This window comes from Nocardia halotolerans (assembly GCF_042650145.1).
Lineage (GTDB): Bacteria > Actinomycetota > Actinomycetes > Mycobacteriales > Mycobacteriaceae > Nocardia > Nocardia halotolerans.
The window spans coordinates 1,156,629-1,178,501 of sequence record NZ_JBHSDL010000014.1; the positions used below are offsets into that span (position 1 = coordinate 1,156,629).

Annotated in this window: 18 protein-coding genes and 1 pseudogene; 7 read left to right on the top strand and 12 right to left on the bottom strand. The window is 68.5% G+C overall.

Features of this window, described 5'->3' with window-relative positions:
• Window positions 1-5: 5 nt before the first annotated feature.
• Window positions 6-608, bottom strand: a complete 603-nt coding sequence (locus ACFO5K_RS15955) for a 50S ribosomal protein L25/general stress protein Ctc (protein ID WP_378562569.1) — start codon at window positions 606-608, stop codon at window positions 6-8.
• A gap of 292 nt (window positions 609-900) precedes the next feature.
• Between ACFO5K_RS15955 and ACFO5K_RS15960 the strand changes: the two genes are divergently transcribed.
• On the top strand, window positions 901-2,541 hold the full coding sequence (locus ACFO5K_RS15960; RefSeq protein ID WP_378562572.1) for a peptide chain release factor 3: 1,641 nt from the start codon (window positions 901-903) through the stop codon (window positions 2,539-2,541).
• Window positions 2,542-2,555: 14 nt separating this feature from the next.
• Here the strand turns inward: ACFO5K_RS15960 and ACFO5K_RS15965 are convergent.
• Together ACFO5K_RS15965 and ACFO5K_RS15970 are read right to left on the bottom strand one after the other, a co-directional pair.
• Window positions 2,556-3,050 (bottom strand): annotated as a pseudogene (locus ACFO5K_RS15965) (nuclear transport factor 2 family protein); the annotation flags it as partial.
• Between the two features lie 337 nt (window positions 3,051-3,387).
• A complete protein-coding gene (locus tag ACFO5K_RS15970; RefSeq protein ID WP_378562574.1) occupies window positions 3,388-4,260 on the bottom strand; it encodes an Abi-alpha family protein in 873 nt (290 codons plus the stop codon).
• 403 nt (window positions 4,261-4,663) lie between these two features.
• On the opposite strand from ACFO5K_RS15970, the gene ACFO5K_RS15975 reads away from it, so the two are divergent.
• Both ACFO5K_RS15975 and ACFO5K_RS15980 read left to right on the top strand, forming a co-directional pair.
• Window positions 4,664-5,914, top strand: a complete 1,251-nt coding sequence (locus ACFO5K_RS15975) for a hypothetical protein (RefSeq protein WP_378562576.1) — start codon at window positions 4,664-4,666, stop codon at window positions 5,912-5,914.
• On the top strand, window positions 5,905-6,747 hold the full coding sequence (locus ACFO5K_RS15980; RefSeq protein WP_378562579.1) for an Abi-alpha family protein: 843 nt from the start codon (window positions 5,905-5,907) through the stop codon (window positions 6,745-6,747). The genes ACFO5K_RS15975 and ACFO5K_RS15980 overlap by 10 nt, the downstream gene beginning before the upstream one ends.
• A gap of 9 nt (window positions 6,748-6,756) precedes the next feature.
• On the opposite strand, the gene ACFO5K_RS15985 is transcribed toward ACFO5K_RS15980, so the two are convergent.
• A complete protein-coding gene (locus tag ACFO5K_RS15985) occupies window positions 6,757-8,541 on the bottom strand; it encodes an ABC-F family ATP-binding cassette domain-containing protein (RefSeq protein ID WP_378562581.1) in 1,785 nt (594 codons plus the stop codon).
• A gap of 96 nt (window positions 8,542-8,637) precedes the next feature.
• Window positions 8,638-9,573 (bottom strand): 4-(cytidine 5'-diphospho)-2-C-methyl-D-erythritol kinase, encoded by a 936-nt coding sequence (locus ACFO5K_RS15990; RefSeq protein ID WP_378562583.1) that lies wholly within the window; start codon window positions 9,571-9,573, stop codon window positions 8,638-8,640.
• A gap of 175 nt (window positions 9,574-9,748) precedes the next feature.
• On the opposite strand from ACFO5K_RS15990, the gene ACFO5K_RS15995 reads away from it, so the two are divergent.
• Window positions 9,749-9,955 (top strand): heavy-metal-associated domain-containing protein, encoded by a 207-nt coding sequence (locus tag ACFO5K_RS15995; RefSeq protein WP_378562586.1) that lies wholly within the window; start codon window positions 9,749-9,751, stop codon window positions 9,953-9,955.
• Between the two features lie 263 nt (window positions 9,956-10,218).
• Here ACFO5K_RS15995 and rsmA read toward each other — a convergent pair whose 3' ends face one another.
• The 4 genes from rsmA to metG form a co-directional block, all read right to left on the bottom strand.
• Window positions 10,219-11,100 carry a 16S rRNA (adenine(1518)-N(6)/adenine(1519)-N(6))-dimethyltransferase RsmA gene (gene rsmA, locus ACFO5K_RS16000; protein WP_378562589.1) on the bottom strand — a complete coding sequence of 294 codons (882 nt, stop codon included), beginning with the start codon at window positions 11,098-11,100 and terminating at the stop codon, window positions 10,219-10,221.
• A gap of 34 nt (window positions 11,101-11,134) precedes the next feature.
• Window positions 11,135-12,289 (bottom strand): lipase family protein, encoded by a 1,155-nt coding sequence (locus ACFO5K_RS16005; protein WP_378562592.1) that lies wholly within the window; start codon window positions 12,287-12,289, stop codon window positions 11,135-11,137.
• 43 nt (window positions 12,290-12,332) lie between these two features.
• Entirely contained in the window at window positions 12,333-13,475 is a 1,143-nt protein-coding gene (locus ACFO5K_RS16010; protein WP_378562595.1) for a lipase family protein, read from the bottom strand.
• Between the two features lie 121 nt (window positions 13,476-13,596).
• Window positions 13,597-15,168 (bottom strand): methionine--tRNA ligase, encoded by a 1,572-nt coding sequence (gene metG / locus ACFO5K_RS16015; protein ID WP_378562598.1) that lies wholly within the window; start codon window positions 15,166-15,168, stop codon window positions 13,597-13,599.
• 1 nt (window position 15,169) lies between these two features.
• On the opposite strand from metG, the gene ACFO5K_RS16020 reads away from it, so the two are divergent.
• Window positions 15,170-16,024: a TatD family hydrolase gene (locus tag ACFO5K_RS16020; protein ID WP_378562601.1), complete on the top strand. Its 855-nt coding sequence runs from the start codon at window positions 15,170-15,172 to the stop codon at window positions 16,022-16,024.
• A gap of 170 nt (window positions 16,025-16,194) precedes the next feature.
• A complete protein-coding gene (locus ACFO5K_RS16025) occupies window positions 16,195-17,322 on the top strand; it encodes a transglycosylase family protein (RefSeq protein WP_378562604.1) in 1,128 nt (375 codons plus the stop codon).
• A 4-nt stretch (window positions 17,323-17,326) separates the two neighbouring features.
• Here ACFO5K_RS16025 and ACFO5K_RS16030 read toward each other — a convergent pair whose 3' ends face one another.
• From ACFO5K_RS16030 to rsmI, 3 genes are all read right to left on the bottom strand, one after another.
• Window positions 17,327-18,079 carry an isocitrate lyase/PEP mutase family protein gene (locus tag ACFO5K_RS16030; protein ID WP_378562607.1) on the bottom strand — a complete coding sequence of 251 codons (753 nt, stop codon included), beginning with the start codon at window positions 18,077-18,079 and terminating at the stop codon, window positions 17,327-17,329.
• 139 nt (window positions 18,080-18,218) lie between these two features.
• Window positions 18,219-19,172, bottom strand: coding sequence for an Rpn family recombination-promoting nuclease/putative transposase (locus ACFO5K_RS16035; protein ID WP_378562609.1), 954 nt, complete (start codon window positions 19,170-19,172; stop codon window positions 18,219-18,221).
• Between the two features lie 88 nt (window positions 19,173-19,260).
• On the bottom strand, window positions 19,261-20,094 hold the full coding sequence (rsmI, locus tag ACFO5K_RS16040; protein WP_378562611.1) for a 16S rRNA (cytidine(1402)-2'-O)-methyltransferase: 834 nt from the start codon (window positions 20,092-20,094) through the stop codon (window positions 19,261-19,263).
• A 158-nt stretch (window positions 20,095-20,252) separates the two neighbouring features.
• Between rsmI and ACFO5K_RS16045 the strand changes: the two genes are divergently transcribed.
• Window positions 20,253-21,848 carry a dolichyl-phosphate-mannose--protein mannosyltransferase gene (locus tag ACFO5K_RS16045; protein WP_378562613.1) on the top strand — a complete coding sequence of 532 codons (1,596 nt, stop codon included), beginning with the start codon at window positions 20,253-20,255 and terminating at the stop codon, window positions 21,846-21,848.
• Window positions 21,849-21,873: the final 25 nt, after the last annotated feature.

Here is a 21,873-nt window from a genome sequence, read left to right on the forward strand (position 1 = left end):
CGGAATTACTCGGACGCGGTCTCGGTGGCGGCGCCTTCGCCCTCTTCGTCCAGCTTCGCGGCCGACGGCGCCTCGATCACGTTGACGACCAGCAGCTCCGGGTCACCGGCCAGGGTGACGCCCTCGGGCAGCTCGAGCGCACGGGCCAGGATCTGGGTGCCCGCTTCGACGTTGTGGACCGAGACCTCGAGGCTCTCGGGCAGGTTCATCGCGTCGGCCTCGATCGTGATGCTGTTGGCCTCCTGGGTGACCAGGGTGCCGCCGGCGGCCTCACCGGTGACGATGACGTTGACATCGGCGGTGACGCGCTCGCCCAGCTGGACGATCAGCAGGTCGGCGTGCTCGATGTAGCGACGGATCGGGTGCACGACGACCGACTTGGTCATCGCGAGCTGCTTCTCGCCGTTGATGTCGAGGTTGAGGATGGCGTTGGTGCCGTGCACACGCAGGATCGCGGCGAACGCCTTGGCGTCGAGCGACAGGTGCTGCGGTTCGGTCTGGTGGCCGTACAGCACGGCGGGCACATTGCCGTCGCGACGGGTACGGCGAGCGGCGCCCTTACCGAATTCGGTGCGAACGGCGGCTTCGATCAGGTTGACGTCGGACATACTGAGTGCGCTCCTACGGCTCTTCCGGGCTGGTCATTGGCGACCCATCTACCGGGGTCTGGGTCTACTCGTCGGACGAAGAACGAACGAGGACGGCCGGACAGCCGAGCCGCGTCGATCACGGTGAGCACACCTGGTGGGGCTCACCCTCGCCGAGACAACCCGACCACCATACCGCACGGGTATTTCCCACCGAAATCCGCATCGAGGGCACACAACACCCCGCCGACCTGGCATGTCGGCGGGGACCTTTACTCTGGATGGGTTGCCGACCACTGCGAAAGGTTCCGTGTTGACCGAGTCCGGAGAAGGCGTCACCACCCCCGCGCGCGGAATACCCGCCGAGGTGGCTCGTCGCCGCACGTTCGCCGTGATCTCGCACCCCGACGCGGGTAAGTCCACGCTCACCGAAGCGCTGGCGTTGCACGCCAGGATGATCTCCGAGGCCGGCGCCATCCACGGCAAGGCCGGTCGCAAGTCGACGGTGTCGGACTGGATGGAAATGGAGAAGGCGCGCGGCATCTCGGTGAGCTCGACCGCGCTGCAGTTCAATTACCGCGCCGCCGGTTCCGATGTCGACAATGTCATCAACCTGGTCGACACCCCCGGTCACTCCGATTTCTCCGAGGACACCTACCGGGTGCTCACCGCCGTCGACGCCGCGGTGATGCTGATCGACGCGGCCAAGGGCCTCGAACCGCAGACGCTGAAGCTGTTCCAGGTGTGCCGCCATCGCGGTATCCCGGTGATCACCGTGATCAACAAGTGGGACCGTCCCGGGCAGGCGCCGCTGGAACTGCTCGACGAGATCGACGAGCGGATCGGGCTCACGCCCACCCCGCTGTTCCTGCCGGTCGGCATCGCCGGGGATTTCCGCGGTCTGTTGCGCCGCGGCCCCGAGGGCGAGCCCACCGAGTACATTCACTTCACCCGCACCGCCGGTGGCGCGACCATCGCCCCGGAGGAATCGCTGACGCCCGCCGAAGCCGAGGCGCGCGAGGCCGACGTGTGGACCACCGCCGCCGAGGAGAGCGAACTGCTCTCGGCGACCGGGCAGGACCACGATCAGGAGATGTTCCTGGCCGGGCAGACCTCGCCGGTGATCTACGCCTCGGCGATGCTGAACTTCGGTGTGCGCCAACTGCTCGAGGCGCTGGTGGCGCTCGCTCCCGCGCCGGGTCCGCGCGCCGATGTGACCGGCAAGGAACGCGCGCCCGCCGATCCCTTCAGCGCGGTGGTGTTCAAGGTGCAGGCGGGCATGGACACCGCCCACCGCGACCGGCTGGCGTTCATGCGGATCGTGTCGGGCGAGTTCGAGCGCGGGATGGTGGTGACGCACGCCCAGACCGGTCGCCCGTTCGCCACCAAGTACGCGCTGACCGTGTTCGGTCGTGAGCGCACCACCGTCGACACCGCCTACCCCGGCGACGTGGTCGGCCTCGTGAACGCGACCGCGCTGGCACCGGGCCACACCCTGTTCGTGGACAAGAAGGTGGAGTTCCCGCCGATCCCGAACTTCGCGCCCGAGCACTTCGCGACGCTGCGCGCCCAGAGCGCGGGCAAGTACAAGCAGTTCCGCAAGGCGATCGACCAGCTCGACTCCGAGGGCGTGGTGCAGGTGCTGCGCAACGACGCCCGCGGCGATGCCTCGCCGGTGCTGGCCGCGGTGGGCCCGATGCAGTTCGAGGTCGTCACCGCGCGGATGCAGTCGGAGTTCAACGTGGAGACCCAACTGGATTTCCTGCCCTTCAGCATCGCCCGGCGCACCGATACGGCCTCGGCGCCGGAGCTGGACCGCCAGCGCGGCGTCGAGGTGTTCACCCGCACCGACGGCGCGATCCTGGCGCTGTTCAGCGACAAGTGGCGGCTGCAGTACATCGAGAAGGAACACCCGAAGCTGACGCTCGAGCCGCTGGTGGCCGCAGCCGACTAGCTGTCTGGGTCGCCTCAGGCGGCGGGTCCCGGGTACTGCTGCACCGAGGACACGTTGTTCTCCTGGGCGACCATCCCCCAGCGACTCGCGGTCAACCGCAGGCTGGGCAGATCGCTGAGCGAGAGCACCACCTCGTAGGTGCGTTCGTAGCCGGTGTGCTCGATGCGCCAGTGCCCGTCGTCGCAGCGCACGTACCGGTCGGTGTAGAAGGCGGCGCCGCGCAGGCACATGTTGTGCTCGGGAATGATGACCGTGTCGGCCAGATACCAGGTGCCGGTCGCGGAATCACCGTCGACATCTATCTCGGGATGATCGCAGCGATGCTCGGTGATGACGTGCGGACCGAGGGTGTTGCGCAGGAAGGCCAAGAAGGCCTCGCGCGACTCGAACTGCAGGTATTCGCTGTAGGTGGCGGTGGCCTCAGGGGTCAGGGTATCGGCGAACTCGTCCCAGGACTTGGTGTCGAGCGCGCGCAGGTAGCGGTATTTGAGCCGGCTGATCGCGGTGACGTCATCGGGGTGATCGGGCGGCCGCCGCGGTGCGGGCTCGGGCGCCGTGCCCTCGTTGTCTTCGGTGTCTCCGGCGTCCGCGGCCCGGTCCGCCATCGGATCCTCCCGGGTCGCGGGCCCGGCGACCATCGGGTCGTCGGCAGCCGGCAACAGCGGGCTCGGGCGCGGCAGCATCGGCGCCGCATCGGCGTCGACGTGCACATCAGGGGATCCGGGCCACTGCTCCATTCCTCCACGATCCCACCAGTTCGCCCGAGCAGACCGGATCTGTATCAGATCGCTATCACTGCCGACACCGGAGCGTGACCTGCGCCACCCTCAGGGGCGGCTGTCTGGGCTAGCCGATGGTGAAGCAGGTGCGGCAGAAGTCCTCGCCGAACTCCGACAGGCGCAGGCTCTTGCGCACGATCTTGGGTGCGCGACCCGCCTTCTTGAGCGCCTCCTCGACCACGGGCTGCACTTCCAGCACCATGTAGCGGCTCAGCACCACCGGATCCTCGGAAGTGAGCGTGAGACCGAGCCGGTTGAGGTTGATCAGGTAGGACCGCGACCGGTCCGGGTAGCGCACGCCGGCCTGTTCGGGCACCGAGGTCAGGTCGCCCTGCACCAGTTCCGAGCCGATACCGAGCGGCCGGTTGGTGCGCACGTCGACCGCGGGTTGCGGGCCGTTGAGGGCCATGAACCGCAGGATGCGAGCCTCGTCGGGCGCGATCTCGTCGAGAATCCGGTCATAGGCGGGGTGAACCTCTTCGGTGAAGTACACGTCGGCCGACCGGGCCAGCAGCGCGTCCCCGCGTCTGCGCAGGTCATCGGTGGTGGCCGAACGCAGGTACGGACCGACGGCGAGGGATTGCTGGGTCGCCCCGTTCGATGTCGGCACATAGCTGACGATCTCGCGCACCGACCCCTCGGTGACGCCGAGCGCGCTGCGCGCGATGGATCGCAGCGCATTGCCGGTGCGCTCGGCGATGTCGGCGGAGGATTCACCGTCGAGCGCCGCCTGGGCCAGTTCCCTGGTCACCTCATAGGTGGTGCCGACGGCCCACTGACTGCCGCGCACGGCGGTACCCGCGGCCAGTCCCGCGGCGCGGAACATGCCTCGGATCAGCCGTGCTTCGTTACTGATCTGGCGCTGCTCGACATCCGAGCTGCGCTCGACGGCGCGGGTACCGGCACGGGCCAGATCCTGTCCGGTCCTGTCGTCTGTCACGTCCTACTCCGAAGTCTCGCCATGTGAACTTCACGTCCACCAATTATTGCCCGACCACGCTCCAGGCACAGCTGCCGACGAGCGCGCCCCCTGTGCGCGCCTGATTGTCGCCCGTCACGAAATGTGGTGATCGTCATTGTCCCGACTCGGCAAGGCGAGTACGGCATTCCGGACAGGTTCTGTGACTGATGTCTCAGACACTACCCTGTGGCCTGGCGCACGACGAATGGACCTCGTTCCCCACCTCACAGTAGGGTCACCTCGCCGCGGGGGTGCTAATTTTTTAGAGCCGGTGAATGCGGTGGTCATCGGGTATCGGCAGGAGGGTGTCGTGCTGGAAAGTGTGTTCGGGTTACATCCGACGCTCCTGCTGGAAATTTTGACTATTCCTCTTTTCACAGGGGTGATCGGTTACATCACCAACTGGACCGGCATTCTCATGCTGTTCCAGCCCATCAAGTTCCACGGCGTGAAACTCCCCGGGCTGCGCTCGGTGTTTCCGTTCCTGCCCAAGCGCATCCAGGTGTTGCCGCTGCTCAGCTACGACGGGCAGATCGGCTGGCAGGGCATCGTGCCCTCACGCGCCGACAAGATGGCCAGCATCGCCGTCGACAAAGGACTGTCCAAGCTGGGCAGTGTCTCCGACTTCTACCGCGAACTCGATCCGGAGAAGCTGGCCGAACATCTGGCCGAGGTGGCCGACGCGCAGATCCGCGACATAGTCGAGGTGATCCTGCGCCGCGAACACCCCCAGCTCTGGTACAACCTGCCCGTTCAAGTCAGGGAAATGATTCACGAGCGGGTGCGCTCACAGTTGCCCGAGATCCTGCGTGAACTCACCACCGAACTCGGCACCAACATCGACCAGCTGCTGGATGTGAAGCAGATGGTGATCCGCTACTTCCAGGCGCGGCCGCAATTGCTCAACCAGCTGTTCCAGGTGCTCGGCGCCAAGGAACTGCGCTTCATGCAGAATTTCGGTTTCTACTTCGGCGCCCCCTGCGGTCTGCTCCTGGTGCTCGCGCTGCACACCACCGGGCTCTCCCCGCTGGTCGTGCTGCCGATCGGCGGCATCATCATCGGCTGGGTGGTGAACTGGGTGGGGATCAACATGATCTTCGCGCCCGCCCTGCCCAAGTGGTGGTGCCCGTGGCGCCAGGGCCTGCTGATCAAGCGCCAGCCCGAGATCACCGCCGGCTACGCCGCACTGGTGTCCACCGAGGTCGTCACCGTGGCCAACATCGGTGACGAACTGCTCAACGGCCCGCGCTCGGACCGCACCCTGCAGATGCTCGAGGACACCCTGCGCCCGGCCGCCGACCGCGCGCTCGGCCCGGCCAGGCCCGCGGTGAAGTTCATGCTCGGCAGCCGCGAATACAATTCCCTGCAAACGACTCTCACCGCCGAGGCGATGACGATCGCGCCGATGGCCTTCGCCGATCCCGAGTTCAATGTGCAGCAGGGCCGACAGGTCAACGAGTACATCGCCCGGCAGATGTCGGCCTTGTCCCCGCACGACTTCGTCGACATGCTGCGCTCGGCGATCAAACAGGACGAATGGCTACTTTTCGTCCATGGCGGCGCGCTGGGGCTGCTGGCCGGATACGCTCACATCCTGGTCTTCGGGACAGGAGTAGCGACGACATGGATGTAGACGACGGGACCCCGTCCACCGAGGTGGTGCGACGGCCGGTACCGGACGTCACCGGCGCCAAACGCGGTGTGCTGCCCGTTTCCCCGGTGCGTACGGTGCGGGCGGCCACCGGCGTGGCCCGGGTGGCGCTCACCGCGGCCTCGGGCATGACGCTGTGGACGCTGGACACCGCCCTGGGCGTCACTGTCACCGTGCTGCGCGGCAGCATGGCGGGTGACCCGCCCAACGAGGTACTCGCCGACGCCGAAACCGCTGTGCGCGACCGGCTCCGGCACGCCCTGGGACTACCGCCGAGCAGCGAGCGCCCCAGCGACTCCGCCATGCCGACCCTGCGCGAACAGGGCGCCGAACTACTGCGGCTTTCGGCCAGCACACACGCCGCCCAACCCGACACCCACCCGGCCTACCCGGGCATCCTCGCCGAGATCACGCCCGACGAAGCCCGCATCCTGCGCTTTCTGCACGTGGACGGTGCGCAACCCTCGATCGACGTGCGCACCGGCCGCCAACGCGCCTTCGGTGGCGAACGGCTGATCAGCGGACTCACCATGCTGGGCGAGCACGCGGGCCTGCGTTTTCCGAACCGGGTACCGCAGTACCTGCCGAACCTGCGCAGGCTCGGGCTCATCGAGTCCACCCGCGAGCCGGTCGGCAACCCGAGCCGCTACCAGCTCATCGAAGCTCAGGAGCAGGTGCGGGAAGCGTTGAAGCGCGCCGGCTTCGGCACGAAGGTGAGCTACCGCAGCATCCTGCTCACCGAATTCGGCGCCGACTTCGTCCAGACCTGTTTACCCGTGATCATCAACGACAAAGGCGACACAGCCGAGGCCTGATCTCGCGCATCACTCGTTCTCGGCGAGTTCCAGCCAGCGTTCCTCGGCTGCTTCCTTCTCGGCGACGACCTCCTTGAGTTCGGCACCGAGTTTCACGAGTTTGTCCGGGTCCGTCGCCGCGTCGGCGAGGGCGGTGTGCAGCTTGCGCTCGCGGTCGTCGAGCTTGGCGATGCTGCGTTCGACCTTCGACAGCTCCTTGCGGGCGGCGCGGCGGTCGGCCGAATCCGAGGACGAGCCCGCGGTTTTCGTGTTGAGCGGTTTGGCCGCGTCGGTCTGGGCGGCGCGTTTGGTGAGGTAGGAGTCGATGCCGCCGGGCAGGTTGGTGAGTTTGCCATCGCCGAACAGGGCCCAGGTGGAATCACAGATCCGTTCGACCAGGTAGCGGTCGTGGCTGATGACCACCATCGTGCCCGCCCAGTTGTCGAGCAGGTCCTCGAGTTGCTGGAGGGTGTCGATGTCGAGGTCGTTGGTCGGCTCGTCGAGCAGCAGCACGTTGGGTTCGGCCATCAGGATGCGGGTGAGCTGCAAGCGACGGCGCTCACCACCGGAGAGATCACCGACGGGGGTGCGCTGTCGAGCCGGGGTGAAGCCGAGCCGTTCGGCGAGCTGACCGGCCGAGATCTCCTTGTCGCCCAGCATGATCCGCTGCGCGACCTGCTGCACCGCTTCGAGCACGCGCATGTCGGTGGGCAGGTCGTCGAGTTCCTGGCGCAGCCAGCCGATCTGCACGGTCTGGCCCTGGATCCGCTTGCCCGCGGCGGGCTCGATGTCACCGGCCAGGGCGCGCAGCAGGGTCGTCTTGCCGGACCCGTTCACACCGACCAGGCCGACGCGCTCGCCGGGCGCCAGCCGCCAGGTGAGGTCGCTGACCAGTTCGCGCCCGTCCGGGGTGGTGAGGGTGGCGTCTTCTAGTTCGATCACCACCCGGCCCAGGCGCTTGCGGGCGAACGCGGCCAGCGACACCGAGTCGCGCGGCGGCGGCACATCGGCGATCAGGGCTTCGGCGGCCTCGACGCGGTAGCGCGGCTTGGAGGTGCGGGCCTTGGCGCCGCGGCGCAGCCAGGCCAGTTCCTTACGGGCCAGGTTGGCGCGGCGGGCCTCGGAGGCATCGGATTGGCGGGCACGTTCGGCGCGGGCGTAGATCCAGTCGCCGTAGCCGCCCTCGTAGGTCTCGACCTTGCCGCCGACGACCTCCCAGGTGCGGGAGGCGACGGTGTCGAGGAACCAGCGATCGTGGGTGACGACCACCAGCGCGGTGCGCCGGGCCACCAGGTGCCGGGCCAGCCACTGCACCCCCTCGATGTCGAGGTGGTTGGTCGGCTCGTCGAGCACCAGCAGGTCCAGGTCACGCACCAGCGCGGCGGCCAGGGCGACGCGGCGGCGTTCGCCACCGGAGAGGTTGGTGACGGGGGTGTCGAGGCCGAGGTCGGCGATGCCGATGCCCTCGAGTATCGCGCGGATGCGGGAATCGGCGGCCCACTCGTGTTCGGCGATGTCGACGGTCGACAGGTCGTCGGACAGCCCGGCCAGCACGACCGAGCCGATGGTGGCGTCGTCGGGCAGCACGCCGCGCTGGGTGACCACGGCCATCCGCAGCCCGCCCACCCGGCTCACCCGGCCCTTGTCCGGTGGTTCCAGCCCGGTCAGGACCTCGAGCAGGGTGGTTTTGCCACCACCGTTGAGGCCCACCACCCCGATCCGTTCCCCCGCGTGGATACCGAGGGAGACGTCCTCGAGCAGCGGCTTCACACCGAAGCTCTTGGAGACTTGTTCGAGGTTGATCAGGTTGGACATAGAGGTAGTTCGCCCGCCTTCCGCGTGACTGTTCGGCGGTCCCGAGCCTACCCACCCCGCGCGGCACCACTGTGGGCGCGCCACCGGTACCGGCGATCAGCGCTTGCCGTGGGCCTCACCGTCGAGCACGCGCGCGCCGGGAACCGGGCCGCTGGCGGTGCGCACGCTGCGGCACACCCCCGCGCCGGCGAGTTCGGCCGCCACGGCGACGCCGGCTTCGGCGGACTCGCACAGGAACGCACAGGTGGGTCCGGAGCCGGAGACCAGACCGGCCAGCGCGCCCGCGCCCACACCGGCACGCAGGGTGCGGCGCAGTTCCGGTTTCAGCGACAGCGCGGCGGCTTGCAGATCGTTGCCGAGCAGCGGGGCGAGGGTGTGCGGGTCGCCCGCGGCCAAGGCGTGCATGAGCTGCTGCGGGTCACCCAGGCGCGGTGGGTCACCCTCCTCGCGCAGCCGATCCAGTTCACGGAAGACCGCTGGGGTGGACAACCCGTCCTTGGCCAGGGCCAGGACCCAGTGAAAGGTGTTGCGCGAGAGCACCGGAAGCAGGCGTTCGCCCCGGCCGGTGCCCAGCGCGGTACCGCCGTGCAGGGCGAAGGGCACGTCGCTGCCCAGTTCGGCGGCGATCGTGGTGAGGTCGTCGCGGGTCAGGCCCAGGTCCCACAGTTCGTTGAGCCCGACCAGGGCGGCGGCCGCGTCGGCGCTGCCGCCCGCCATACCGCCGGCCACCGGGATGCCCTTGATGATGGCGATCTCCACCAGCGGTGCGCGTCCGGCCAGGTGGGCCAGGCGCACGGCGGCCTTCCACACCAGGTTGGTGCGGTCGGTGGGTACCTCGGCGGCACCCTCGCCGGTCACTCGCACGGTCAGCGAGGCCGATGGGGCCAGTTCGAGATCGTCGGACAGCGATAAGGCCTGGAAGACGGTGGTGAGGTCGTGATATCCGTCCGGGCGCAGATCACCGACTCCGAGATGCAGGTTCACCTTCGAAGGGGCGCGCACGACGACCGGGCTGGGCACAACTGACAGCACGATCACCAAGCGTAATGGGTGACACCGACGAGTACGCAGGCGAAACTTCCGACCGGTCGGCCCGTACCTCGAGCCGGCGCACGGGAAGGGCTTGCACACAATACCCTTGGGGGGTATGTTCGTTCTTGTCGGGGACATACCCCGGGACCGTATGATCGAAGCGAAGGAGCGGGCCATGGCCACCACCACCTACACCGTCACGGGGATGACCTGCGGACACTGCGTGAGCTCGGTCAAGGAGGAGATCGGCAAGATCACCGGCGTCACCGGCGTCGATGTCGATCTCGCCACCGGCGCCGTGCGCGTCGACAGCACCGACGAGCTGGCCGATTCCGACGTCGCCGCCGCGGTCGACGAAGCCGGCTACGAGCTGGCTCCCTGACCACATCACCGCACCGTGTGGCCCGCACCGACACCGGCGGCGGGCCACACGTGTGTTCACCGGCGGTTCACGCACTCGCCCGCGGACCCGAATCATCCACAACGTCATCCACATCCGGACAGAACACCGGATTCGGCGACGCTGCCGGGGACATCACCGGCACACCATGATCAACTTCACACCCGGCGAAAACCGGTTGTCCACAATTGCTTTCACAGGTCGCCCAGCCGGCCGCCGGTGAACAACCGGTGTACTACCGGAATTCAGCCCTGCGCGGCCAACGCGACGAAAGCGGCGGTGTCGAGAGTTTCCCCGCGCGCGGTCGGGTCGATGCCCGCGGCGATCAGCCTGCGCTCGGCCTCGGCGGGCGAACCGGCCCACCCGGACAGCGCCGCCCGCAAGGTCTTTCGCCGCTGCGCGAACGCCGAGTCGATCACCTCGAAGACCCGCCTGCGGTGCGCGTCGTCCATCGGCCACGGCGCCTCGGGGTACCGGTCGATGCGCACCAGCCCCGATTCCACCCGCGGCACCGGCCAGAACACCTGGGTGCCCACCGCACCGGCCCGGCGCACCTTGCCGAAGAAACCGGCCTTGACACTGGGCACCCCGTACACCCGGTTCCCCGGATCGGCGGCCAGCCGGTCGGCCACCTCGGCCTGCACCATCACCAGCGACACCATGATGCTCGGCAGTTCGGCCAGCAGATGCAACAGCACCGGCACGGCCACGTTGTAAGGCAGGTTCGCCACCAGCGCGGTCGGCGCGGCCGGCAACTGATCGGCGCGCACGCGCAGCGCGTCGGCCTCGACCACCTGCAACCGGTCGACCAGACCGGGGGCACGGGCGGTGACCGTTTCGGGCAGGAAGTGGGCCAGCACCGGGTCGATCTCGACGGCGACCACCCGGTCGGCCACATCGAGCAGGGCCAGTGTCAGCGAGCCGAGGCCGGGGCCGACCTCGAGCACGGTGTCGCCGGCGCCCACCCCAGCGGCGCTGACGATGCGGCGCACCGTGTTGCCGTCGTGCACGAAGTTCTGCCCGAGCTGTTTGGTCGGCCGGACACCGAAACGTTCGGCCAGCGTCCGCACCTCGGCGGGACCGAGCAATGCGGCGCTACCGCGCGCGGGAATCTCTGGTTCGGACACTGCTAGAACTTACCAACCTCGCCGATCGGGCAGCTCAGCGCTGTGGCGGGGCGGCGTTGACGCGAGCGAGGAACGCGTCGATGGCGCCGAGCTGTTCGGCCGAGAGCGAGCCGTGCGGCCCCGTTCCCGGCACCACCTGCTGGTCGACACCGTTGAGGGCCAGCTGCGCCACCAGCGCCGCGTGCAGCGGCGAGGGCACGATCGTGTCGGTGACATTCATCGCCAGCAGGATCGGGGCGTCGTAACCGCTGGTGGGCAGCATCATGTACGCCGCGAGCGGAGCACGCAGCGGAGCCAGCGACCGGACCAGCAGGTCGGCGGAGGTGATGCCCTTGGTCGCGGCCACGATCTCGTCGAGGCACTGGGTGCCCGCGGTGGCGACGATTTCCTGGCCACGCGGGGTGAGGTAGGAGTCGATGTCGAGCTCGGGACGGGTGGCGCGCAGCCCGGCCAGAATGCTCACCACGAACGAGGTGGAACCCGGCAGCCCCGGCAGGTCCGGGCTCATGAACGGCAGGATCTTCTCCACATCCGAAGCCGCGTCGATGGCCACGGTGCCGCGAAAATCCAGCTCGGGGGCGTATTCGGCCTGCACGTGGGCCGCACTCAAGGCCGCGTGACCGCCCTGGGAGGTGCCCGCCGCGGACCAGGTCCGCGACAGGCCGGGCTCGGCGGCGCGGGCCGCGCGCACCAGATCGATGGTCGCGGTGGCCTCGCTGCGGACCTCCAGGTAGGGATGCGGGCCGGTGTCGAAGCGGCCGAGCCCCAGGTAATCGGGAGTGACCACCGCGAAGCCCTGTTCGACGAACCGTCCGATCAGGCGGTCCTCGAGGGCCCGGTGCATCGGCAGTGGCGCGTTCTCGGGGTCGGCCTGCCCGCCGCAGCCGGGAGCGGAGCCGGAGCTGCCGTGGTCGTAGGCCACGATCGGCCAACCCGTGGCGGGCGCCTGTCCCTCGGGCAGGAACATCGCGCCGCTGGCCGGGCGGGTGACGCCGGCGGAGTCGGTCATCCAGTATTCGATCGACGAGCCCCGGTCGAGTCCGTGCCATCCGGCGGGTTCGGCCTGCGCCGAGATGAGTGATCCGGGCGCCTCGGCGGCGGCCGGAGCGTATCCGGCGGTCAGTACCGCGCCGGTGGTGAGTGCGGCAACGAGAGTGGCGCGCAGCGAGTTCTTCAGCAAGGGATTCATCTCTCCACCAGGCGGTCAGATCTGGACGAGTGTACAGATCGGCTCACACCGCGCGCATCAGGAACTCGTCGATCGCCGCCCACATCGCCGCGTTCAGCTCACAGTGACTGCCGGTGCCGACGACCGGCTCAAACGCGACCCCGCCCGCGGCGAACTGGGCAGCCAGCGCGGCGTGCAGCGGGGACGGCACCGTCCGGTCGGTGGCGTTGACCAGCAACAGGATCGGGGCGTCGTAACCGCTGGTCGGCACGGCCATGTAGTCGGCCAGCACCGAGCGCAGCGGTTCCTCCCCCAGCGAGCGCGACAGCAGATCGCCCAGGTAGAGGTCGGCGACTCGCGCGTCGATGGCGTCCTGGCACAGGGCACCGATCTCGTCGATCACCTGGCGGCCGAGCGGCGACAGGTAGTCGTCCACGCGGGCGTCGGGCCGGGCGGCGCGCAGCCCGGCCAGAATGCTCGCCGAGAACCCGAGCACGCCGCCGCTGACCCGATCGCGCGCACCCGGACCCAGCAGGGTGGCCACCTTCTCCACATCCGAGGCCGGGTCGATCGCGATGGTGCCGCGGAAGTCCAGTTCCGGCGCGTAGCTCTGCCGACGATGGGCGGTACCCAGCGCCGCATGACCACCCTGCGACATGCCCGCCGCCAGCCACACCGGCGACAGGTCCGGCCGCACCGACCGCGCCGCACGCAGCAGGTCGAGCGTGGCGGTGGCCTCGGTGTCGATGTCGAGATACGGGTGCGGACCGGTGTCGAAACGCCCCAGCCCCAGGTAGTCCGGCGCGACGACGGCGAACCCCTTCGACACCAGGTGCCGCAGGAACACGTCCTCGCGCGCTTGCGAATCGGGCCATGGCGCGCCCGCCGGATCCGACTGCCCACCGCACCCGGCGCCCAGTCCGGTGGTGCCGTGGTCGTAAGCGACCACCGGCCAACCACCCGCAGGCGCCGCCCCGGCCGGCAGATACAGCGCCCCGCTGGCGGGTTGCGTCACGCCACCGACCCCGCGGGTCCAGTAGTCGATCACCTGCGCGCCTGACATCCCGTGAAAGCCGTCGGCCTGCGGGATCACCGAGATCACCGCACCGGGGACCGGCTCCTGCGCCACGGCCGGCACGCCGAGCCCGATCCCCGCCGACAACGCCACTGCGGCGACCGCACACCGCCAGGCCGAAACACCGAGCATGACAACCACCCTCGCCTCGTCCGAGCCGAGACCACCGCACGAGCACAGCGGACCCGGCGAAACGAGAGCACGCTACCGCACCGAATCCCGCCCCAGCGGTGGGCGCCACCGGCGAGTTCGGTTACTCCTTGGGCTCGACGTACCGGGGGAAGACCGGCTCGGGCGCCGGGAGGTCGATGCCCGGAGTCAAGGGGGTGGCGATGTCGGCGAAGGTGCGATCCTCCTGCGCGAGCAGGTCGAGAATCTTGGCGGCGGAACCGGGCATCACCGGCTGCACCAGAATCGCGACGATACGCACCACCTCGAGGGTGACGTAGAGGACCGTCGCCATCCGCGCCAGGTCCTCCTCGGTGCCCGACTTGCGCAGGGCCCAGGGCGCGTTGGCGGAGAAATAGCGGTTGGTCTCGCCCAGCGTCAGCCAGATGGCCTCCAGCGCCAGATGCATCTGCTGAGCATCGAACTCGGTGCGGCACTTGTCGAGCAGGCCACCCGCGCGGTCGAGCAGGGCGCGGTCGTCGGCGGTGAACTCACCCGGCGCCGGGGCCTTCGCGTCACAGTTCTTGTGCACCATGGTCAGGCTGCGCTGCACCAGGTTGCCGAACTCGTTGGCCAGGTCGGTGTTGATACGACCGGCGATGGCGTCGTTGCTGTAGCTGCCGTCCTGACCGTAGGAGATCTCGCGCAGCAGGAAGAAGCGCACCTGATCCAGGCCGTAGGTGGACACCAGCGCGAGCGGGTCGACGATGTTGCCCGTCGACTTCGACATCTTCTCGCCCTTGTTGAACAGGAACCCGTGCACGAACACCCGCTCGGGCAGCTCGACCCCGGCCGACATCAGGAACGCGGGCCAGTACACCGTGTGGAAACGGGTGATGTCCTTGCCGATGATGTGCACATCGGCCGGCCAGAACTTCTGGAACTGCGCCGAATCGGTGTCCGGGAAGCCCACGCCGGTCAGGTAATTGGTGAGCGCGTCGACCCACACGTACATCACGTGATCGGGGTGGCCCGGCACCGGCACGCCCCAGTCGAAGGTGGTGCGCGAGATCGACAGGTCCTTCAATCCGGCCTTGACGTAGCTCACGATCTCGTTGCGCCGGGTGGCGGGCGCGATGAAGTCGGGGCGCTCCTCGAACAGCGCGAGCAGCTTGTCCTGATAGGCCGAGAGCCGGAAGAAGAAGTTCGACTCCTCGGTCCAGGTGACCGGGGTCCGGGTCTCGGTGGACACGCGGGTGCCGTCGTCGAGGAGGGTGGTTTCCTCCTCGGTGTAGAAGGCCTCGTCGCGCACCGAGTACCAGCCGGAGTAGTTGCCCAGGTAGATGTCGCCGTTGGCGCGCATCTGCTCCCACAGCGCCACGCTGGCGGCCCGGTGGTCCTCGTCGGTGGTGCGGATGAAGCGGTCGAAGGAGATGTCGAGCGCTTTGTCCATCGCCTCGAAGGCGTCGGAGTTGCGGGCTGCGAGTTCCTGCACCGGCACGCCCTGGGTGGCGGCGGTCTGCTGCATCTTCTGACCGTGTTCGTCGGTGCCGGTCAGGAAGAACACGTCGTAGCCGTCGAGGCGCTTGAACCGGGCCAGCGCGTCGGTGGAGATGTACTCGTACGCGTGCCCGATGTGCGGCGCACCGTTCGGGTACGCGATGGCGGTGGTGATGTAGAAGGCGGGCGCCTCGGCGCCGTCAGGTCGCTCGCTCATGATGGTCACTACTGTAATCGGGGTGCCAAATACGAATCGTCCGGCTCCGCCCCTCCCGTCGCCGCTCGCACCGCTGATCGACGCGCACACCCACCTCGACGCCTGCGGCGCCACCGATGCCGCATCCACCATCGCGATCGTGGACCGGGCCGCGTCGGCCGGTGTGGGCCACGTCGTCACCGTCGCCGACGATCTCGCCGCCGCCCGGTGGGCCGTGGGCGCCGCGCAGTGGGATCCGCGGGTGTACGCGGCCGTCGCCCTCCATCCGACGCGGGCCAACGCGCTCGACGACGCGGCCAAGGCCGAGCTGGAGCAACTCGCCATCGACCCGCGGGTGGTCGCGGTCGGCGAGACCGGTCTGGACTACTACTGGCCGGGCAAACTCGACGGCTGCGCCGACATCGAAACCCAGATCGCGGGTTTCCGCTGGCACATCGAACTGGCCAAGCGAGTACGCAAGCCGCTGATGATCCACAACCGCGAGGCCGACCACGACCTGCTCGCGGTGCTCCTCGACGAGGGCGCCCCGGACACGGTGATCTTCCACTGCTTCTCCTCCGACGCGACGATGGCGCAGGCGTGCGTGGCCGAGGGGTATGTGCTCAGCTTCTCCGGCACGGTGAGTTTCAAGAACGCGCACGAACTGCGAGAGGCCGCCAAGCTGGTGCCCGACGACCAGATCCTCGTCGAGACCGACGCGCCGTATCTGACACCGCACCCGTATCGCGGCGCACCCAACGAGTCGTACTGCCTGCCGTACACGGTGCGGGCGCTGGCCGAGGTGCGCGAGCAGGATCCGGATGCGCTGGCCGAGATCACCACGGCGAACGCGCGCAGGCTGTACCGGATCCGATAGTCCGTTTCGTCCGGATGCCACAGCCGCACGATAAACGTGTTTCAGCTCACATTTCGGTTGCCGAAAAGTTATCCACCAGCAGCGGCCGTATCGAATCGTGACCTGCGCTCCCCCCGATCAGGCGCCACGGTATTGCTGCGCACACATCGGGTCGTTATCGTTCTGTAACCATGTCGGCTTTTGCGCGGATCAACTCGTCTCGCTCGCCACTGCTGTACGCGGCAGCCGCGGCCCTGCTGCTGATTCTGCTCGTCGGCGCGTCCATGGCCATCGTCAATCACAAGACGGTCGCCCTGGTCGTCGACGGCGAACGGACCGAGCTCAGCACGATGTCGGGTGAGGTGCGCACCATCCTCGCCGACGTCGGCTTCGAACTCTCCGAACACGACGAGGTGAGCCCGGCCGCCGGCGCACAGGTCTCCGACGGGGCCACCATCACACTCAACCGCGGCCGCGAGATCACCATCACCGTCGACGGCACCGAACGCACGGTGTGGACCACCGGTGTCACCGCGGGCGACGCGCTCGCCCAGATGCAGATCCCGGCCGAGGCCCACGTGGTGCCCACCCGCACCGAACAGCTGCCGCTCGACGGCGCCGAACTCAGCGTCTACACCCCGCGCACCGTCACCCTCGTCGACGCCGGCGGCGCGCCGGTCGACGTACGCCTGGCCGCTCCCACCGTCGGTGAATTCCTCGCCGCCGCGGGCATTCCGCTGGCGAATCAGGACTTCACCGAGCCCGCGGCCGACACCCCGCTCACTGCGGACATGCAGGTCACCGTCACCCGCAAGCACACCGAGCAGCGCACCGAGACGCTGCCACTCGAACCCGCCGAACAGGTGATCGAGGACGTGACCATGAACATGAGCCGCACCGTGGTGGAAAGCGAAGGCGCGCCCGGCCTGCACGAGGCGACCTTCATGGTGACCATGGTCAACGGCGCGGAGGCCGCGCGAGTACAGGTGAACTCCAACGTCATCACCCCGGCCGAACCCCGGACCGTCCGCAAGGGCGCCAAGCCGGGCACCGAGGTGCCGCCGGTGCGCGACGGCGCGATCTGGGACGCGCTGGCACGCTGCGAGTCGACCGGCAACTGGTCGATCAACACCGGCAACGGCTACTACGGCGGCATCCAGTTCGACCAGAGCACCTGGGAACGCCAGGGCGGGCTCAAGTACGCGCCCCGCGCCGACCTGGCCACCCGCGAAGAGCAGATCGCCATCGCCGAAGTGACCCGCGCCCGGCAGGGCTGGGGCGCCTGGCCGGCGTGCACCGGCCGGCTCGGCCTCAGCTGACGCGCTACTTCCAGTCGGCCAGCAGCCTGTTCGCCTCGGTGGCCAGCGCCGCTTGCAGGTACGGGCCGAAACTGATCCGGGCCACCCCCAATTCGGCGAAATGCGACTTCGCCGGGGTCGCGGGCAGCCCGATCGCGTTGACCGGGAGCGGCAGCTCAGCGGTGAGGCGACGCTGATCGGCGTCGGAATGCCTGCCCACCGGGTAGAGCACGTCCGCGCCCGCCTCCGCGGCGAGGGTCAGGCGCGCGATGGCGCGATCGAGACGGTCGGACTCGTCGCCGTCCTGGCGGATGAACAGATCGGTCCGCGCATTGACGACCACGTGCACGCCCGCGGCATCAGCGGCCTCACGCAGCCCCCGCACCACCTCGGCGTGCTCCTCGGCCCCGCGCAGCCGCTTACCTTCGCTGTGCACGGTGTCTTCGATGTTGAGCCCGACCGCGCCCGCGGCGAGCAGCCCGTCGATGAGCTGCAGCGGTTCGAGCCCGTACCCGGATTCGATGTCGACCGACACCGGCACATCGACCGCATCGGTCACCTGCACCACTCGGGCCAGCAATTCCTCGAAGCCCATCCCCTCACCGTCGGCGCGACCGATCGAATCGGCGACCGGATGACTACCCATGGTCAATCCCGAAAACCCCGCGCCCACCGCGATGTTCGCCGACCAGGCATCCCACACGGTCGGCAACACCACCGGATCACCCGGGCGGTGCAGCGCCAGCAGAGTCTTCGCCTTCGTATCCAATGCGGTCATACCCGAGATGATGCCCCAGCCCACCGACAACGGCCAGTGTCACCCGATTCAGGACAACCGGAATCCGGCCGGAATGAGGCGCCCGCGCCCGTCCGGACGGTCAGGCCGTCGGAGCCGGACGTGGCTCCGGCCCGGCCGTTCAGCTGAGGGTCTCGTCCATGGTCGACGCTGTCAGGATCTGATCGATCCACCGTTCCAGGTCAACGTTCTGCGCCGACCGCACCCGGGCAACAACCGACTCGGGAACCTCACCGAATTTGCGATTGAGTTGACGGAGCAGGGCATCCGCCATACCGCGGGCTTCCAACTTTTCTGCGGTTGTCATCACGACCTCCTGCGCCTGCGGTCCCAGACGATCGAACAGCGAATCGAATCCCGTCGGGTCCGTATCACTGACAGTAATAATGTACTCCACCATCGCCTGCAGGTCGCCGCGCCCGTTCGGGCCGTCGAACATGGCCGCGACATCCTCTACCAGTGGCAACAGTCGAGTACCCGCATCGCGGCGACCTGGCGCCACTTTCAGTACGTACAACATCACCAGCACGGCAGGGGTCAGCTCGCGTTTGCGCAGCTCGGCCAGGTCGGTGTCGGCCATGTCGTCGAGCAGGTATCGCATGCGGGGCACGAGATCGCCCAACGATGCTCGCACCGGTGGGCTGAGAGCGAACAGCTCCGACAACTCGGTGGGCGCCGACCAACGCCGACCCTTCGGATCGGCATGCACTACCAACGGGATGATCGCGGGCAACGTGGTTGTCTGCGGATCGTCTCCGACATAACGGGTCCAGATCGCGACCATGTACTCGATCAATCGCAGCGACATCCATTTGTCTGTGCTGCTCTGGTGTTCGATCAGGCAGTAAATGAATGTCTCCTGACCCGCGGCCTGTACCGAGAACAGCAGATCTCCGTAGCGCGGCGTCAGGCGTGGGGAGATGAAACCGGTCGGCAGCTGCTTCAATGTCGGCCAGTCAGCTTGGGCGACAAATGCTTCCGGCAGTTTCGACCGCAGTTCAGAGGCGGCGTTCTCGGGACGGCCGAGGACCCGGCGACACAGCGCGTCATGCGGACTCGTAGGTCGCACAGTCATAGCTGAACTCTATATAAGCAGCGTGCCTGCGCCAAATCGCAGTAGACCCGCAATATGCTGTCTGGCAACAGCTTTCACAACAATCGTATCAGTCCGCTCGGCTCGAGCGGGCGGCGAGGACGGCGTCGTAGAGTTCTCGGCGGGAGGCGCCGCGGCCTGCGGAGACTTCGGCGCAGGCGTCTTTGAGGCGCATGCCGCCGGTGACGAGGGTTTCCACCTCGTCGACGAGCTGGGCGGGTTCGGCGGTGACGGGCTGGGAGCCTTCCAGGACGACGGTGATTTCGCCGCGGGCGCCGTCGGCGGCCCATTCGGCGAGCTCGCCGAGGGTGCCGCGCACCACTTCCTCGTAGGTTTTGGTGAGTTCGCGGCAGATGGCGGCGCGGCGGTTCGGGCCCAGGACGGTGACGGCGTCGGCGAGGCAGTCGGCGAGGCGGTGGGGGGCTTCGAAGAACACGCAGGCGCGTTGTTCGGAGGCCAAGGTGCGCAACCACTCTCGGCGCTGACCACCCTTGCGGGGGGCGAAACCGTCGAAGCAGAACCGTTCCACCGGCAGACCGGACAGGGCCAGCGCGGTGGTGACCGCGGACGGGCCGGGCAGACAGGTGACCGGCAGCTCACGGGCGACGGCAGCCGCGACCAGGCGGTAACCGGGGTCGCTGACCGAGGGCATGCCGGCATCGGTCACCAGCAGCACGGTGCGACCGTCGGCGATGTCGTCGAGCAGGGCGGGGATGCGCGCGGTTTCGACGTGGTCGTAGAAGCTGACGATGCGACCGGTGATCTCCACCCCGAGCGCCTTGGCCAGCGATTTGGTGCGGCGGGTGTCCTCGGCGGCGACCACGTCGGCCGAGCCGAGCGCGTCGCGCAGTCGTTGGGACGCGTCCCCGATGTCGCCCATCGGTGTAGCCGCTAAGACCAACACAGTGCTGACCAGCCTCTCCGGTATTGCGTACGGTGTTCGGCTGCCCGGGTGCCGCGCGAGCAGATGGCGCCCGGCCCATTCTGTCAGGCGGGCTCGGCACCCGGGTGGGCGCCGGTGTCGGCTCGGAGTTCCTCGGTCACACCGCCTACGATCGGTGCGTGATCCCGGTGACCGAATCGCGCGCGACGCGCCCCGTGTCGGCGTTGATCAGTCCCGCTCCGCTGCGTCCCACCCCCGATTTCGGGCCGCTGGACACCGCGCGCGGCTGGGCGGTCACCCTGGTGCTCACACTGATCGCGGCGGTCACCCGTTTCGCGAACCTGAACTACCCCACCGACGCGCGCACCCCGGTCTTCGACGAGAAGCACTACGCCCCGCAGGCCTGGCAGATGGTCACCGGCGGCGGGGTGGAGGACAACCCCGCCTACGGGCTGGTGGTGCACCCACCGGTCGGCAAGCAGTTCATCGCGATCAGTGAGGCGCTGTTCGGGTACAACGCGTGGGGGTGGCGCGGCACCGCGGCGCTGGCGGGCACGGTGCTGGTGCTGCTGGTGATCCGGATCGTGCGCCGGATGGCGCGCTCGACGCTGATCGGCGCGTTCGCCGGGGTGCTGCTGATCGCCGACGGGCTCACCTTCGTCTCCTCACGCATCGGCATGCTCGACATCTTCATGGCGCTGCTGGTGACCGCCGCGTTCGGCTGCCTGATCGTCGACCGCGACGAGGTGCGCCAACGCCTGGCGCGCGCGGACCTGGCCGGACGCATCGCGGTCACCGACTGGGGTCCGCGCCTGGGGGTGCGCTGGTGGCGATTCGGCGCGGGCGTGCTGCTCGGGCTGGCGTGTGGCACCAAATGGTCGGGCGTGTACTACATCGTGTTCTTCGGGCTGCTGAGCGTGGCCTTCGATGTGAGCGCGCGCCGCGCCTATGGGGTGCGCAGGCCGTGGGTCGGCACCCTGGTCCGCGATGTGGGGCCCGCGCTGTACGCGCTGGTCGTCATTCCACTGGTGGTGTATCTGTCCTCGTACTGGGCCTGGTTCGCCAGTGAGAGCGGGGTCTACCGGCACGCGGTCGGCAATCAGGTGGGCACCGGCGGGGCCTTCGCCTTCCTGCCCGACGCGCTGCGCTCACTCTGGTACTACCACGGCGAAACGCTGGCTTTCCATTCCGGTCTCACCAATTCCGCGGGCAACCAGCATCCGTGGGAATCCAAGCCGTGGACCTGGCCCATGGGTCTGCGCCCGATGCTGTACTACTACGCCGACGGCACCGTCACCGGTTGCGGTGAGGCGCAGTGTGTGAAGGCCGTGATGGCGGTGGGCACACCGGCGCTGTGGTGGCTGGCGCTGCCGGTGCTCGGCTGGATGGCGTGGCGCAGTGTGGTGCGCCGCGACTGGCGGTACGCGGCCGTGCTCGTGGCCTACGGCGCGGGTCTGCTGCCCTGGTTCCTCACCCTGGACCGGCAGATGTACTACTTCTACGCGGTGGTGCTGGCCCCGTTCCTGGCGATGGGGGTGGCGCTGGTACTCGGTGACATCCTCGGCTCGGCCAGACCGGCGGGGATACCGCGCAGCCCCACCGGCACCTATCTACCCGCCCCGGTGAACGAGCGCTACGCCCTCGGCCTGCTGATCGCGAGCATCTATCTGGGGCTGGTGATCGCGAACTTCGTGTGGCTCTGGCCGATCCTCACCGGCCACCCGATCAGCCCGGCCACCTGGCAGGACCACCTGTGGTTGCCGAGCTGGCGATGAGCATCGCTGCCCGCAGCGCTCGAGC